The organism is Micromonospora sp. NBC_01740, assembly GCF_035920365.1.
GTDB lineage: Bacteria > Actinomycetota > Actinomycetes > Mycobacteriales > Micromonosporaceae > Micromonospora > Micromonospora reichwaldensis.
Window position 1 is genome coordinate 4,295,730 of the sequence record NZ_CP109150.1, and the last position, 14,454, is coordinate 4,310,183.

Consider the following 14,454-nt stretch of genomic DNA (forward strand, 5'->3'; position numbering starts at 1 on the left):
CGGACGGTGCCGGCGTCAGGGCCGGACGGTGCCGGGGCCCGGCCCGACCGCGTCGACGTCAGGGCCGGCGGAGCGTCCGCAGTGCGCCGGCCCAGGCGACCACCTCGTCGAGCATGGTGTTGAGGGCCTGCTCGTGGTGCGCCGCCGGCCGGAAGTCACGGAAGTTGACGAAGTCCGTCGTCAGGGAGAGCGCGACCTGGGACCGGACGTCGGCCACGCCGAGCTGCCCGAGCACCAGCCGCAGGTGCTCCGCCGCCCGCGTGCCGCCGTGCACGCCGTAGCTGACCAGGCCGGCGGAGGCGTGCTGCCACTCCTTGAACAGGAAGTCGACGGCGTCCTTCAGCGCGCCCGGGATCGAGTGGTTGTACTCCGGGGTGACGAAGACGAAGCCGTCGAACCCGGCGATCGTCGACGCCCAGCGGCGTACGGCGGGGCGCCTCGACGGCGCCATCGACGGCGGCAGCACCTCGTCGAAGTGCGGCAGGTCGTGGTCGGCGATGTCGACCAGCTCGACCGTGGCGTCGCCCCGCTTGGCGGCGACGTCGGTCACCCAGCGGGCCACGGCGTCGGCCTTGCGGCCGGGCCGCGTGCTGCCGACGATGACACCGATCCTGACCATGGCTGATCTCCTTTACCGGGTGGTTATGGAACGCACGGGGGCCGGCGGGCCGGTCAGGCCACGGGCCAGCTCCACCGCGCCGTGCAGGGACGACAATCCGCCCAGGGCGGCGGCCCGTACCGGTGGCGCCGGCCGCCCGGGCCGGCCGGCGGCGCGGGCCCGCTCGGCCACGAGCGGCACGAAGTCGGGCAGACCGGCGGCGAACCCGCCGCCGACGATCGCCAGCGCCGGGTCCAGCAGCTCGCCGAGGCTCACGACCGCCGCCGCCAGCGCCCGGCAGCTCGCGTCGACCGCCTCCACCGCCCACGGCCGGCGCTCGTCGAGCCCCGCCCGCAGGTCGTCGAAGCTCACCTCGGCGCCGCGGCCGGCGCCCGCCCGGCGCAGGGTGGCCGGGCCGGACGCGATCGACTGGAGACAGCCGCGCCGGCCGCAGTCGCAGCGCTCGCCGTCGAGGGCGACGACCATGTGACCGATCTCGGCGGAGGAGCGGCCGGGCACCGAGCGCCCCGCCAGCACCACGCCGCCGCCGATCCCGGTGCCGACGCCCAGGTAGACCACGTCGTCCCGGCCGGCGTGCCGGGCCTCGGCCAGCGCGGCGAGGTCACCGTCGTCGGCGACGGCCGTCGCCGCGTCGGGGAAGAGGCGGCGCAGCGCACCGGCGAGGTCCAGCCCCGCCCAACCGGGCCGGCCGGGCCAGGTGGTGACGGTGCCCGCCGGGTCCGTGGTCGCCGGCATCGCCACCCCGACCGCACCCACCGGTCCCCACACCTCGCGCAGCCGGTCCGCCTCGGCGGCCAGCGCGGCCAGGTCCGCGGCCGGGTCGGCGCCGCGTGGCCAGCGGAAGGTCCGGTCGTACGCCGGCCGTCCGGGCGCCTCCGCGCGCAGCGCCACCTTGGTGCCGCCGACGTCGACACCGAGCACGCCGTCGCCCCGCTGCGGACCGGTCACGCCCGCGCCTCAGCCCTCAAGCACGTGCAGGACCACGAGCGCGACGGCTGCCACCGCGAAGATCACCGGCGTCAGGGTCATCGGGGCCGGGTCCTTCGCGCGGGCGTGGTAGACCACCGCGCCCACCATCTGCAGGGCGAGGCCGATCGCCGCCGCGATGCCCAGCGGCGCCCAGAGCAGGCCGAGCAGCAGCCCGGCGACCGCGGCGAGTTCCAGCACCCCGAGCAGGCGCGTCAGCCCGGGCGAGACGCCGAGGTGGTCCATCCGCTCGCGCATCTGCGCCTGCCCGGTGAGCTTCGGCACGGCGGTGCCCAGGAACACCGCGGCGAGGATGAGGGTCAGGACGAGGATGGGAATGTGCACGTGATGTCCTTCGGGAAGAGTCGGAACGTGCGGACGACCGTACCGCTGGCGCATCGACGCCGATCGGGCCGGACGGCGCGGTGACGGGTCGTCATCGGACGGTCGCGGCGAGGGCGCGGGCGGCCAGGCGGTAGCCCAGCGACCCGAGCCCGACGATGACGCCGCTGGCCAGCGGGGCGATCACCGAGTCGTGCCGGAAGCTCTCCCGGGCCCAGACGTTGGACAGGTGCACCTCGACGAAGGGCCGGGGATAGTTGGCCAGCGCGTCGCGCAGGCTCCAGCCCGCGATCATCAGGGCGCCCGGGTTGACGATGGCGCCCACGGTGTCGTAGTTGTCCTGGATGGCGCGGATCATGGCGCCCTCGCAGTCGTGCTGCTGGGCCACCACCCGCCAGCCCCGTTCCGCGATCTCCTCGCCGACGGCCCGTTCGATGTCGTCCAGGGTGTCGGTGCCGTAGATCTCCGGCTCCCGTCGGCCGAGGATGCCCAGGTTCGGGCCGTTCAGCAGCAACACGTCCGACACGCTTCACCTCGCGGGGCGTGGCCCTGTCCCGACAAGGCCCGATGACTGGTCCACCGCAGTCTTACTACGCCCGCGACGTCGGGCGAACCGGCGGTGGCCGTGGCGCGGCGGACTAAGGGGTGGCTAGGGGCTGTTAGGGGCGGTGACCGCGCGTCCGCTTCGGTTACCGTCCTCCCTGCCGAAGCGACGCCGCCGGCTCCAACGGAAGCGTCACCTACCTCGAACCGGCCATCGGCGCCCCGGTGCGCCCGGACCGCGTGCCGGCGGTACCCGGTCGTCCCGCCCGATGGTCCGGCGAAGCCCCTGGTCTGCCCGAGTTGGGAAGTGGGAAGTCATGAGTGGTCAGCCCTCGACGGTGTCGGAGTTCCCCGAGTGGCCGCAGTTCGGCGACGAGGAGCGCGCCGGACTGATCCGCGCCCTCGAACAGGGGCAGTGGTGGCGGATGGGCGGCAGCGAGGTCGACTCCTTCGAGAAGGAGTTCGGTGACTACCACGGCACGCCGCACGCGCTCGCCGTCACCAACGGCACCCACGCCCTCGAGGTCGCCCTGGAGGTGCTCGGCGTCGGGCCGGGCACCGAGGTGATCGTCCCGGCCTTCACGTTCATCTCGTCCTCGCTGGCCGCGCAGCGCCTCGGCGCGGTCGCCGTGCCGGTCGACGTCGACCTCGACACCTACTGCATCGACCCGGCCGCCGTCGAGGCCGCGATCACCCCCCGCACCAAGGTCGTCATGCCGGTGCACATGGCCGGTCAGTTCGCCGACATGGACGCGCTGGACAAGCTCGCCGCCGACGCGGGGGTGGCGGTGCTCCAGGACGCGGCGCACGCCCACGGCGCGCAGTGGCAGGGCAAGCGGTCCGGGGCGCTCGGCTCGGTGGCCGCGTTCAGCTTCCAGAACGGCAAGCTGATGACCGCCGGCGAGGGCGGGGCGGTGCTCTTCCCCGACGAGGAGCTGCGCGAGCGGGCGTTCCTCGTGCACAGCTGCGGCCGGCCCCGCACCGACCGGGACTACCTGCACGGCACCACCGGCTCGAACTACCGGATGGGCGAGTTCACCGCCGCCGTGCTGCGCGCCCAGCTGTCCCGCCTGGACGAGCAGATCGCGCTGCGCGAGCAGCGTTGGCCGCTGCTGTCGAGCCTGCTCGCCGAGATCCCCGGCGTGGTTCCGCAGACCACCGACCCCCGTACCGACCGCAACCCGCACTACATGGCGATGTTCCGCGTCCCCGGGATCACCATCGAGCGCCGCCGCGCCGTGGTCGACGCGCTCATCGCCCGGGGCGTCCCGGCGTTCGTGGCGTTCCGGGCGATCTACCGGTGCGAGGGCTTCTGGAAGGCCGGCGCCCCCGACGAGTCGGTCGAGGCGATCGCGGCCCGCTGCCCCAACGTCGAGCAGATCCACTCCGACTGCATCTGGCTGCACCACCGCACCCTGCTCGGCACGGAGCAGCAGATGCACGAGATCGCCGCCGTGCTCGCCGACGTCCTCGCCGGATGACGGCCCTGCCCCCGGCCGCCGCGCCCGACCGACCGGTGCGGGTCGCGGTGGCCGGCCTCGGGTGGGCCGGGCGGGAGATCTGGCTGCCCCGGCTCGCCGCGCATCCGGGCTTCGAGGTGACCGCCGTGGTCGACCCGGAGCCCGGCGTACGCGACCGGGCCCGCGCCACCCACGACGTTCCGTCCGCGTACGCCGACGTCGACGACCTGCCCGCCGGGGCGGTCGACCTGGTGGTGGTCGCCGTACCGAACCACCTGCACGCCACCGTGGCGGTCCGGCTGCTGCGCCGGGGCGTACCGGTGTTCCTGGAGAAGCCGGTCTGCCTGACCTCCGCCGAGGCGACCCTGCTGGCCGACGCGGAACGCGACGGCGGCGCGGTGCTGCTGGCCGGCAGCGCCGCCCGCTACCGGGCCGACATCCGGGCCCTGACCGGGGTGGCCGCCGAGCTGGGCCCGATCCGGCACGTCGACGTGGCCTGGGTCCGCGCCCGGGGGGTGCCCGACGCGGGCGGCTGGTTCACCCGGCGCGACCTCTCCGGCGGGGGAGCGCTGGTGGACCTCGGCTGGCACCTGCTCGACACGGTGCTGCCGATGCTCGGCCCGACCCGGGTCACCCACGCCATCGGCAGCGTCTCCGACGACTTCGTCAACGACAGCGCCGCCCACGCCGCCTGGCGCAGCGACACCGGCGCCGGTGGTCGCGCCCCCGGGGACGTCGAGGACACCGCCCGGGGCTTCCTGCTCACCGCCGAGGGGACCTCGGTCGCCCTGCACGCCTGCTGGGCCTCGCACGAGTCGCTGGACCGCACCACTGTCACCGTGCACGGCGCCGCCGGATCGGCGACGCTGCGCTGCACGTTCGGCTTCAGCCCCAACCGGGAGCCGGCGCCGGTGCTGACCCGCACCCGGGACGGCGAGACCGTCCGGCTGTCGCTGCCCGAGGAGCCGATCGGCGCCGAGTACGACCGCCAGCTCGACGAGCTGCCCGCGCTGCTCGCCGACCCGGCGTCGCGGGGCGCGGCCGTCGCCGAGGCCCGCCGGACCATCGACATCATCGAACGGATCTACCAGTCCGCCCGGCCCACCGCGCCGGAGCGGCAGCACGCGCTGGCGGGCCATCGCGACCGGTGAGAACCACCGTCGGCCACACTCGCTTCCGGGAGCAGCCATGAGCCATCCATCGTCCACCGTCGAGGTGACCCCGCCGTCGCCGGGCCGCGGCCCGATCCGCGCGGTCGTGTTCGACCTCGACGGCGTCATCGTCGACAGCTCGGCCGTCATGCGTGAGGCGTTCAGCATCGCGTACGCCGAGGTGGTGGGCGACGGGCCGGCGCCGTTCGAGGAGTACAACCGGCACATGGGCCGGTACTTCCCGGACATCATGCGGCTGATGGGGCTGCCCCTGGAGATGGAGGAGCCGTTCGTCCGGGAGAGCTACCGGATGGCCCACCTGGTGCCGCTCTTCCCCGGCGTCCGGGAGACCCTGGAGACGCTGCACTCCCGGGGGATCCGGATGGCGATCGCCACCGGCAAGGCCGGCCCCCGGGCCCGCTCCCTGCTCGACCAGCTCGGCGTGCTGGGCCTCTTCGGTCAGGTGATCGGCTCCGACGAGGTGGCCCGCCCGAAGCCCGCCCCGGACATCGTGCTCCAGGCGCTCGGCCACCTCGACGTGCCGCCCGGCCAGGCGATGATGGTCGGCGACGCGGTCATCGACCTGCTCAGCGGCCGGGACGCCGGGGCGACCGCGGTGGCCACCACCTGGCACGGCGGGGACGTCGCCGCGCTGCTCGCCGCCGGCCCCGACCTGGTCGTGCACGCCCCGACGGAGCTGCTCGCGCACTGCCCGGCGGCCCTCGTCCACTGAGACCCGCCCGCCCGCTCCCCGTCGTGACGGGCGCGACCCGAACCTGTCGTGCACGTCCGGCCCGCCCTGAACAGGCGGGCCGGGACACCGTCCGGAGTCCCCGCCCGCCTGTCCGGTGTGCCCGGTCGGGTCGGTTCAGCCGTTGCGGCTGACCGGCGCCGTACCCACCACGTAGTTGGTGCCGACCTCGACGCTGTTGGGGATCTCGCGGCTGGTCTGGGTGTCGCAGTTGACGATGTTCCAGTGCAGGTGCGGGCCGGTCACGTTGCCGGTCGCCCCGGAGGTGCCGATCCGCTGTCCCTGCGCCACGCGGTCACCGTTGTTGATGATCGTGGCACTCAGGTGGGCGTACTGGGAGCACCGGTTGTTGCCGTGGTCGACGAGCGCCATGATCCCGCCGCCGCCCGCCCAGCCCTCGAAGCGGATGGTGCCCGCGGCGGACGCGAGGATCGGCACGCCCACCGGCATGCCGAAGTCGATGGCGTGCCGGTTGTAGACGTCGTTGTGGGAGAAGCTGCTGCCCGCCGCCTGGGTGATCGGGTAGGCGCGTCCGGCAGGGAACGGCAGCTTGAACTGGGCAGAGCTGCCGCAGGGCGGGACGACCGGGCCGTTCGAACCGGTCTCCAGGAATCCGTCGGTGAGCCACCCGCCGCCCGAGAGCTTGTTCCAGATGTTGGTGACGCCGGCGAAACCCTGGACGGAGTCCCCTCGGACGTGGCAGGTGATGGTGACGGTGTTGCCGTTGGGGACACTGCCGATCACCGCTGCGCTCACCGACGGCGCATTGCGGATGTTCAGCGGGAGTCCACTGGGTACGTACACCCTGACCTGGGCGGCGGCGTGTGCCGGCACAGCCGACAGGGCCACGGTCAAACAGGAGACCAGGACAGCGATCAGGGTCTGCGTTACGCGGCGCAGGGAAATCACCTCCGACTGGCCCGCCGGGGGCGGGCGATAGATCATCATCGACAGCGGTGATGCTAGCCCCGGCGGAAGCCGTGGCGATACACGTCGATAGGGGCCCCTGAAGCGCTCTCAGTGCGCGCCGTCGACGGCCCCGGGTCCGGCTTCCAGGAAGCGCAGCATGGCGGTGGCCAGGATCTCGGCGACGGGGGCCGGGACCAGGTCGGTGCGGATGGTGACGCGCAGGAGGGCGCCCCCGTCGCCGGGAAGCACCTCGGCGACGCAGGAACCCGACCACTCCCGGGCGTACGGCTCGACGACCTCCTCGGTCCGGCAGCCGGGCAGCTCCAGCGGCAGCACCACGTTGTCCTGGTAGGCGAACGAGGGCATGCTGTTGGCCACCTCGCGGGACATGCCGAGGACCGGGTCGACGGTCATCTCCACGAAGGAGACGTCCTGGGCGGCCATCAGCGCGTCCGCGGTGCGCTGGACCGCTCGGATCAGGTCCTTCTCCGGCCCGTCGAAACGGACCCGCAGGCAGTTGGAGGTGATCCTGCTCGTGAAGGTGGAGTCGAGGATCCGGCTGCCGCGCTGGGCGACGATCATCAGCAGGGCGATGTCGTCCTGCTGGTGGATGGTGCGCAGCGCCGAGGCGTAGGCGGCGGCGAAATAGGTGGAGCGGCTGAACCGCTGTTCGCGGGCGGCCCGGTCCCAGCGGTCCAGCACCTCCGGAGGGACGGTGACGATGTGCCCGGTCCGAGGGCCCCAGGTCGGGGTCTGCTCCAGCAGCGACTGCGGCCGGCCCTCGCCCTGGCGGGCGAGGCCGCGCAACTGCTCGCGCCAGTAGTCGCGCTGCGCGTCGAGGTCGGTGGCGGCCCGCAGGCGGGTGTGCTCGTCGTGGAACTGGCGCAGCGTGGGCGCGGGGCGGTCCCAGCATGGCGCCCGGCCGGCCAGGCGGGCGGCGTAGGCGTGGCCGAGGTCGCGGACGAGCAGCGCGTGTGACCAGCCGTCGAAGGCGATGTGGTGGATGCCGATGCCGAACAGGATGCGCCCGGTCGACCTGTCGCGGATGAGCGCGGCCCGCCAGTTGCGGCCCTGGGTGTAGTCCAGCGGCTGCTGCACGGCCTCGGCGAGCTGGTCGAGGGCCTCCTGCTTGCTGGTGGCGTCGGTGAGCAGTCGCAGCTGCGGCATGCCCGGCTTCGGTGGGACGACGGCCACGGGGGGGTCCACCCGCCGGTAGCGGGCGTACAGCGCCTCGTGCCGGCGGTGCACGTCGCCGAGCGCCGCCATCAGCGCGCGCAGGTCCAGCTCGCCCTCGATCCACCAGGTGGTCGGGCAGACCAGGTCGAAGGGGAGCCAGACGAACTTGCCGACCGACAGGGTCAGCGGGACGGGCCCGGCCGGGCCGGGACGGCCGGTGACGGACGGTTCCGGTTCGGCCGGGGGACGGCGGGGCGCGGTGGTGAGCCAGTGCGCCAGGCCGTGCGGGGTGGGCGTGCGGTGGATCTGCGAGACGGGTACGACGACGTCGGCGGCCTCGTCGACGGCCGCGGCGACGGCGGCGGACTGCAGGGAGGTGCCGCCGAGGGCGAAGAAGCTGTCCCGCGTGCCGACCCGGTCGATGCCGAGGACGGTCGCAAACACTCCGGCCACGAGACGTTCCTCGTCGGTGGCGGCCTCGACGTAGTCCACGCCGAGGTCCGGGCGCTGCGGGCCCGGCTCCGGCAGCGCCCGCCTGTCGATCTTGCCGGTGCCGCCGACGGGGAACCGGTCGAGGACCATGATCACGGCGGGGACCATGTACGGGGGCAGCACACCCGAGGCGTGCTCCCGCAGCTCGGTCACGGCCGGCTTGCGGCCGTCGCGGCCGGTCACGTAGCCGACCAGCCGGGCGACGCCCCGGTCCTCGCGGCGGACGACCACGGCCGTGCCGACGCCCGGGTGCTGTTCGAGGACGGCCTCGATCTCGCCGAGCTCGATGCGGATCCCGTTGACCTTCACCTGGTGGTCCATCCGGGCGAGGATCTCCAGCGCCCCGGAGGCGTTCCACCGGCCCAGGTCGCCGGTGCGGTAGGCGACCCCGCCGCCGTACGGGTCGGTGACGAACCGTTGGGCGGTCAGCTCGGGTCGGTTGAGGTAACTGTCGGCGACCCCGGCGCCGGTGATGAGGATTTCGCCGGCCACGCCCATGGGGACGAGGTCGAGGTTGGCGTCGACGACGCGGATCTGCCGGTTGGGCATGGGCCAGCCGATCGGCACGTACGCGCCGCTCCAGCCGGCCGACGCGTCGAACCACGTGCACGCCACGGCGGCCTCGGCGGGCCCGTACGCGTTGATCAGGCGCGCGCCGGCCGCGATCCACCGTTGCGCCATGCGCGGCGGAACGGGCTCCCCGGCGAGGGTCACGCAGGACATGCTCGGGCAGTCGGCCGGGTCCACGGCGGCGAGGTTGGTGGGCGGGCAGAACGCGTGGGTGGTCTCCTCCTTCGCGATCAGCTCCGTCAACCGGCGGGCGTCGAGCAGGTCGTCGCGGGAGCTGACGACGACGCGGGCGCCGGAGGTCAGCGCGGTGTAGATCTCGCCGAGGGCGACGTCGAAGACCGGCGCGCAGCAGTGCAGCATCCGGCTGTCCGGGCCGACCGCGCACTCGTCGCGCATCCAGGTGACGAAGTTCGTCAGCATGTCGTGGGTCAGCACGACGCCCTTCGGCGTGCCCGTGGAGCCGGACGTGTAGATCACGAACGCCGGCCGGGAGGCGTCCACGACCGGCAGCTCGCCCGCTTCGGCCGCCTCCACGGCGGACCACTCGTCGTCGAGGGCGACCACCTTGACGCCGTCCGGGCGCGGGATGCGTGGGGCGACCTCGCCGACGGTGAGCACGACCCGGGCGCCGTGGTCGGCCAGCAGCAGCCGCATCCGCTCCGCCGGCCAGGACACGTCCATCGGCGTGTACGCCGCGCCCGCCCGCAGCACGGCCAGGGTGGCGACGAGGGTCAACATGCCGCGGTCCAGCGCCAGCGACACCACGTCCCCGACGCCGACACCGGCGGAGCGCAGGTAGCGGGCGAGCAGCTCCGAACGGCGTGCCAGTTCCGCGTACGTGACGACCTCGCCGTCGGCGACGCCCGCGATCGCGTCCGGCGTGCGGCGCGCCCACTCCAACACCAGCTCGTGCAGCGGCTCGGCCGGCACCGGGCGGACCGGACCCCGGCCCCACGCGAGCAGCCGCTCCCGATCGGCCGCGCCCAGCAGCGGCAGCCCGGACAGCGGGACCTCGGGTTCCCGCACGCCGGCCGATAGCAGCGTCACGGTCTGGTTCAGCAGGCCCCGCACCCAGTCCGCGGAGAAGCCCTCCGCCGTGTGGTCCGCCCGCAGCCCGGACCCGTCCGAGGCCACGCTGACCATCAGGTCGACGTCCACCGTCTCCGGGCCCACGCCGGGCACCGGGCCGTCGACCAGGTCGACCGCCACCGGGCCCACCACACCCGCACCCGCCGCCGGCGCGGCCCACGCCGCACGCACCCGGCCCACCAGCTCACCGAACGCCGGATCGTCCGCCACGCCCACCCGCAGCACCGTCCCGCCCGAGGACAGGCCGAGCGCCACCTCCTCCTGACCGGTGTAGCGGGCCAGCACCCCGACGAGGCCCGCCAGCACCACCAGTCCCGCCGGCTCCGGGCCCGCCAGGTCGGGTAGCGCGAGCGTACGCAGCTCGGACGCCGCCCGGGCCGGCCACGCCAGCGGCCGGCGCAGGTCACCCATCAGGTCGAGGGCCTCGAAGTCGGGCCCCGCGACACCCGCGGTCGGGGCCTGGGCACCTACGAGCCCGACGGACATGGGTCAACCTCCGATCAGGACCGGCACCACCGGCAGGGGGTACGGCCGGGTCAGGAAACCAGGAACAGGTGCGTGTACGGGCGGTCAGGCGGTGCCGGGAGCCGGGACGGGCCCCGATTCGAGGAAGCGGAGCATGTGGGCGCCCAACTCCTTGGCGAGGGAGAACGGGATCAGGTCGGTGCGGATGGTGATGCGCAGCAGGGCGTCGGTGTCCCGGGGGATCGCCTCGACGGTCAGCCCGCTCATCACCTCCCGCGCGTACGGCTCGACGACCTCCTCGGTCCGGCAGCCGGGCAGGTCCAGCGGGAGGACCACGTTGTCCTGGTAGGCGAAGCCGGGGATGCTGGCGACCACCTCGCCGGGCAGGCCGACGGCCGGGTCGGCGGCGGTCTCCGAGAAGGGGATGTCCTGGGCGGCCATCAGCTCGTCGACGGTCTGCTGGACGTGCCGGAGCAGGTCCTCCTCGGGCCGGAACCGGACCCGGACGCAGTTCGAGTTGATCCGGGTGGTGAAGGCGGAGTCGAGGATGCGGCTGCCGCGCCTGGCCACGATCATCAGCAGGCCGATGTCGTCCTGCTGGTGGATGGCGCGCAGCGCGGAGGCGTACGCGGCGACGAAGTAGCTGGACCGGCTGAACCGCTGTTCCCGCGCCGCCTGGTCCCAGCGTTGCATGACCTCGGGGGTGACGGTGACGATGTGCCCGGCCTTGGGGCCCCACGCCAGTGCCTGCTCCAGGGGCGCCTGGGGTGGGGCCTCGCCCTGGCGGGGCAGGCCGCGCAGCTGCTCGCGCCAGTAGGTCCGCTGGGCTTCGAGGTCGGCGGCGTCGCGTAGCCGGGTGTACTCCTCGTACGACTGGCGCAGCGTCGGCGCGGGGCGTGCCCAGGCCGGGGCCTGGCCCGACAGCCGTGCCGCGTAGGCGTGGCTGAGGTCGCGCACGAGCAGCGCGTGTGACCAGCCGTCGAAGGCGATGTGGTGGATGCCGATGCCGAACAGGATCCGGTTGGTGGTCTTGTTGCGGATCAGGGCGGCGCGCCAGTTGCGGCCCTGGGTGTAGTCGAGGGGTTGCTGTACGGCCTCGGCGAGCTGGTCGAGAGCCTCCTGTTCGGTGGCGGCGTCGGTGAGCAGTCGCAGTTGCGGCATGCCCGGGTTCGGCGGGATGAGCGCCACCGGCGGGTCGACGCGGCGGTAGCGGGCGTGCAGGGCCTCGTGCCGGCGGTGCACGTCGCCGAGCGCCGCCATCAACGCCCGCAGGTCCAGCTCACCCTCGATCCACCAGGTGGTCGGGCAGACCAGTTCGAAGGGGAGCCAGACGCACTTGGCGACCGAGAGGGTCAGCGGGACAGGCTTCGACGGACCCGGACGGCCGGTGACGGGCGCCTCCGGTTCGGCCTTGGGGCGGCGGGGGGCGGTGGCGAGCCACTGGGCCAGTCCCTGTGGGGTGGGGGTGCGGTGGATCTGTGAGACGGGTACGACGACGTCGGCGGCCTCGTCGATGCCGGCCGCCACCGCCGCCGACTGCAACGACGTGCCGCCGAGGTGGAAGAAGCCGTCGCGTGCCCCGACCCGGTCCAGCCCGAGCACCGCCGCGAAGACCCCCGCGACGAGGCGTTCGGAGTCGGTGGCCGGCTCGGTGTACGGCACGTCGAGGTCGGGGCGTTGCGCGTCGGGTGCCGGTAGCGCCCGTCGGTCGATCTTGCCGGTGCCGCCGACGGGGAACCGGTCGAGGACCATGATCACGGCGGGGACCATGTAGGGCGGGAGCACGGCGGCGGCGTGCTCCCGTAGCTCGGCGGTGACGGGGAGGCGACCCTCGCGCCCGGTGACGTAGCCGACCAGCCGGGCGGTGCCGTGGTCCTCGCGGCGGGTGACGACGGCGGTGCCGACGTCGGGGTGTTGTTCGAGGACGGCCTCGATCTCGCCGAGTTCGATGCGGATGCCGTTGACCTTGACCTGGTGGTCCATCCGGGCGAGGATCTCGAGTGCTCCGGTGGTGTTCCACCGGCCCAGGTCGCCGGTGCGGTAGGCGGTGCCGCCGCCGTACGGGTCGGTGACGAACCGTTGGGCGGTGAGTTCGGGTCGGTTGAGGTATTGGTGGGCGACCCCGGCGCCGGTGATGAGGATTTCGCCGGGCACGCCCACGGGGACGAGGTCGAGGTTGGCGTCGACGACGCGGATCTGCCGGTTGGGCATGGGCCAGCCGATCGGCACGTACGCGCCGGGCCAGCCCGTCGACGCGTCGAACCAGGTGCACGCGACGGATGCCTCGGCGGGCCCGTACGCGTTGATCAGGCGCGCGCCGGCGGCCATCCACCGTTGCGCCATGCGCGGCGGGATCGGCTCCCCGGCGAGGGTCACGCAGGACATGCTCGGGCAGTCGGCCGGGTCCACGGCGGCGAGATTCGTGGGCGGGCAGAACGCATGGGTTGCCTGCTCCTTCGCGATCAGGTCGGTGAGGCGGCGGGCGTCGAGGAGATCGTCGCGGGAGCTGACGACGACGCGGGCGCCGGAGGTCAGCGCGGTGTAGATCTCGCCGAGGGCGACGTCGAAGACCGGCGCGCAGCAGTGCAGCATCCGGCTGTCCGGGCCGACCGCGCATTCCTCGCGCATCCAGGTGAGGAAGTTGGTCAGCATGTCGTGGGTCAGCGCGACGCCCTTCGGCGTGCCCGTGGAGCCGGACGTGTAGATGACGAACGCCGGCGCGGACGCCTCGACGACCGGCAGGTCGACGGGTTCGGCCGCCTCCACGGCGGGCCACTCGTCGTCGAGGGCGACGACCCGTACGCCGTCCGGTCGGGGGACGCGTGGGGCGACCTCGCCGACGGTGAGCACGACCCGGGCGCCGTGGTCGGCCAGCAGCAGCCGCATCCGCTCCGCCGGCCAGGACACGTCCATCGGCGTGTACGCGGCTCCCGCCCGCAGCACGGCCAGGGTGGCGATCAACGTCCAGAGGCTGCGGTCCAACGCCAGCGACACCACGTCACCGGGCCGTACGCCCAGCGACCGTAGCTGCGCGGCCAGTGCCCCCGAGCGGCGGGCCAACTCCGCGTACGTCAGCACCTCCCCGCCGGCGACGCCCGCCACCGCGTCCGGCGTGCGCCGCGCCCACTCCAGCACCAGCTCGTGGATCGGCTCGGCCGGCACCGGGCGGGTCGGACCCCGGCCCCAGCCCAGCAGCCGCTCCCGCTCCGCGTCCCCCACCAACGGCAACCCCGACAGTGCGGTCTGCGGCGCTGCCGACCCCACGGACGCCAACAGCACCACCTGGTCCACCAGGCCCCGCACCCACTGGGCCGAGAACCCGTCCGCCGCGTAGTCCACCCGGATCGCCGATCCGTCGCCCGCGACGGTCACGTCCACGTCCACGTCCACCACGTCCGGTCCCACCTCGGCCACCGGAGCGTCCACCAGCCCGACCACCACCGGACCCGCCGCGTCCCGCGCGCCCGGCTGAGCCAGCGCCGCGGCCACCCGCGACACCAGCTCCCCGAAGCCCGGATCATCCGTGACGTCGACCCGCAGCACGCCACCCGACGACAGCCCCACCGCCACCTCGGCCTGGCCGGTGTACCGGGCCAGCACTCCCAGCAGACCGGCCAGCAGCACCGCGCCGGGGGGCCGCGCGCCGGCCGGGCCGGGCACGTCGACCGGCCGGAACTCGGAGGCCGCCCGGGCCGGCCACGCGGTCGGCCGGCGCAGGTCCCCCATCAGGTCGAGGACCTCGAAGTCGGGCCCGACGACATCCGTGGCCTGGGCACGACCACCAACGAACCCGACAGACATCAGTCAACCTCCGATCAGGCCCGGCGTCGCCTGCGGGGGTACGCCGGGGAAGAACCACGAACTCCGGGGACGCGGCCCGCGCGCCCACGGCCATGACAAGCAGCCCGATGTGTACGGGGT

10 protein-coding genes are annotated in these 14,454 nt (G+C 74.0%); 3 read left to right on the forward strand and 7 right to left on the reverse strand.

Annotation, left to right across the window (positions count from 1 at the left end; translation table 11 throughout):
* Positions 1-58: 58 nt before the first annotated feature.
* The 4 genes from OG989_RS19790 to OG989_RS19805 all read right to left on the reverse strand — a co-directional run bounded on the left by OG989_RS19790 (position 59) and on the right by OG989_RS19805 (position 2,453).
* Entirely contained in the window at positions 59-619 is a 561-nt protein-coding gene (locus OG989_RS19790; RefSeq protein WP_151455068.1) for an NADPH-dependent FMN reductase, read from the reverse strand.
* 12 nt (positions 620-631) lie between these two features.
* Complete coding sequence (locus tag OG989_RS19795) at positions 632-1,567, reverse strand: ROK family protein (RefSeq protein WP_327028018.1); 936 nt, start codon at positions 1,565-1,567, stop codon at positions 632-634.
* A gap of 9 nt (positions 1,568-1,576) precedes the next feature.
* A complete protein-coding gene (locus OG989_RS19800; RefSeq protein ID WP_151455066.1) occupies positions 1,577-1,930 on the reverse strand; it encodes a DoxX family protein in 354 nt (117 codons plus the stop codon).
* A gap of 91 nt (positions 1,931-2,021) precedes the next feature.
* Entirely contained in the window at positions 2,022-2,453 is a 432-nt protein-coding gene (locus OG989_RS19805; RefSeq protein WP_327028021.1) for a type II 3-dehydroquinate dehydratase, read from the reverse strand.
* A 334-nt stretch (positions 2,454-2,787) separates the two neighbouring features.
* Here OG989_RS19805 and OG989_RS19810 point away from each other — a divergent pair, with 334 nt between their 5' ends.
* The 3 genes from OG989_RS19810 to OG989_RS19820 are packed head-to-tail and all read left to right on the forward strand — an operon-like array spanning position 2,788 to position 5,814.
* The gene (locus tag OG989_RS19810; protein WP_327028023.1) at positions 2,788-3,951 is read left to right on the forward strand and encodes a DegT/DnrJ/EryC1/StrS family aminotransferase; all 1,164 of its coding nucleotides are present in this window, start codon (positions 2,788-2,790) and stop codon (positions 3,949-3,951) included.
* Positions 3,948-5,081: a Gfo/Idh/MocA family protein gene (locus OG989_RS19815; protein ID WP_151455063.1), complete on the forward strand. Its 1,134-nt coding sequence runs from the start codon at positions 3,948-3,950 to the stop codon at positions 5,079-5,081. The genes OG989_RS19810 and OG989_RS19815 overlap by 4 nt, the downstream gene beginning before the upstream one ends.
* A 37-nt stretch (positions 5,082-5,118) precedes the next feature.
* On the forward strand, positions 5,119-5,814 hold the full coding sequence (locus OG989_RS19820) for an HAD-IA family hydrolase (protein WP_327028025.1): 696 nt from the start codon (positions 5,119-5,121) through the stop codon (positions 5,812-5,814).
* A gap of 135 nt (positions 5,815-5,949) precedes the next feature.
* On the opposite strand, the gene OG989_RS19825 is transcribed toward OG989_RS19820, so the two are convergent.
* From OG989_RS19825 to OG989_RS19835, 3 genes are all read right to left on the reverse strand, one after another.
* Positions 5,950-6,780: a peptidoglycan DD-metalloendopeptidase family protein gene (locus tag OG989_RS19825; RefSeq protein ID WP_151455061.1), complete on the reverse strand. Its 831-nt coding sequence runs from the start codon at positions 6,778-6,780 to the stop codon at positions 5,950-5,952.
* A gap of 69 nt (positions 6,781-6,849) precedes the next feature.
* On the reverse strand, positions 6,850-10,554 hold the full coding sequence (locus OG989_RS19830) for a non-ribosomal peptide synthetase (protein ID WP_327028028.1): 3,705 nt from the start codon (positions 10,552-10,554) through the stop codon (positions 6,850-6,852).
* A gap of 84 nt (positions 10,555-10,638) precedes the next feature.
* A complete protein-coding gene (locus tag OG989_RS19835; protein ID WP_327028030.1) occupies positions 10,639-14,334 on the reverse strand; it encodes a non-ribosomal peptide synthetase in 3,696 nt (1,231 codons plus the stop codon).
* Positions 14,335-14,454: the final 120 nt, after the last annotated feature.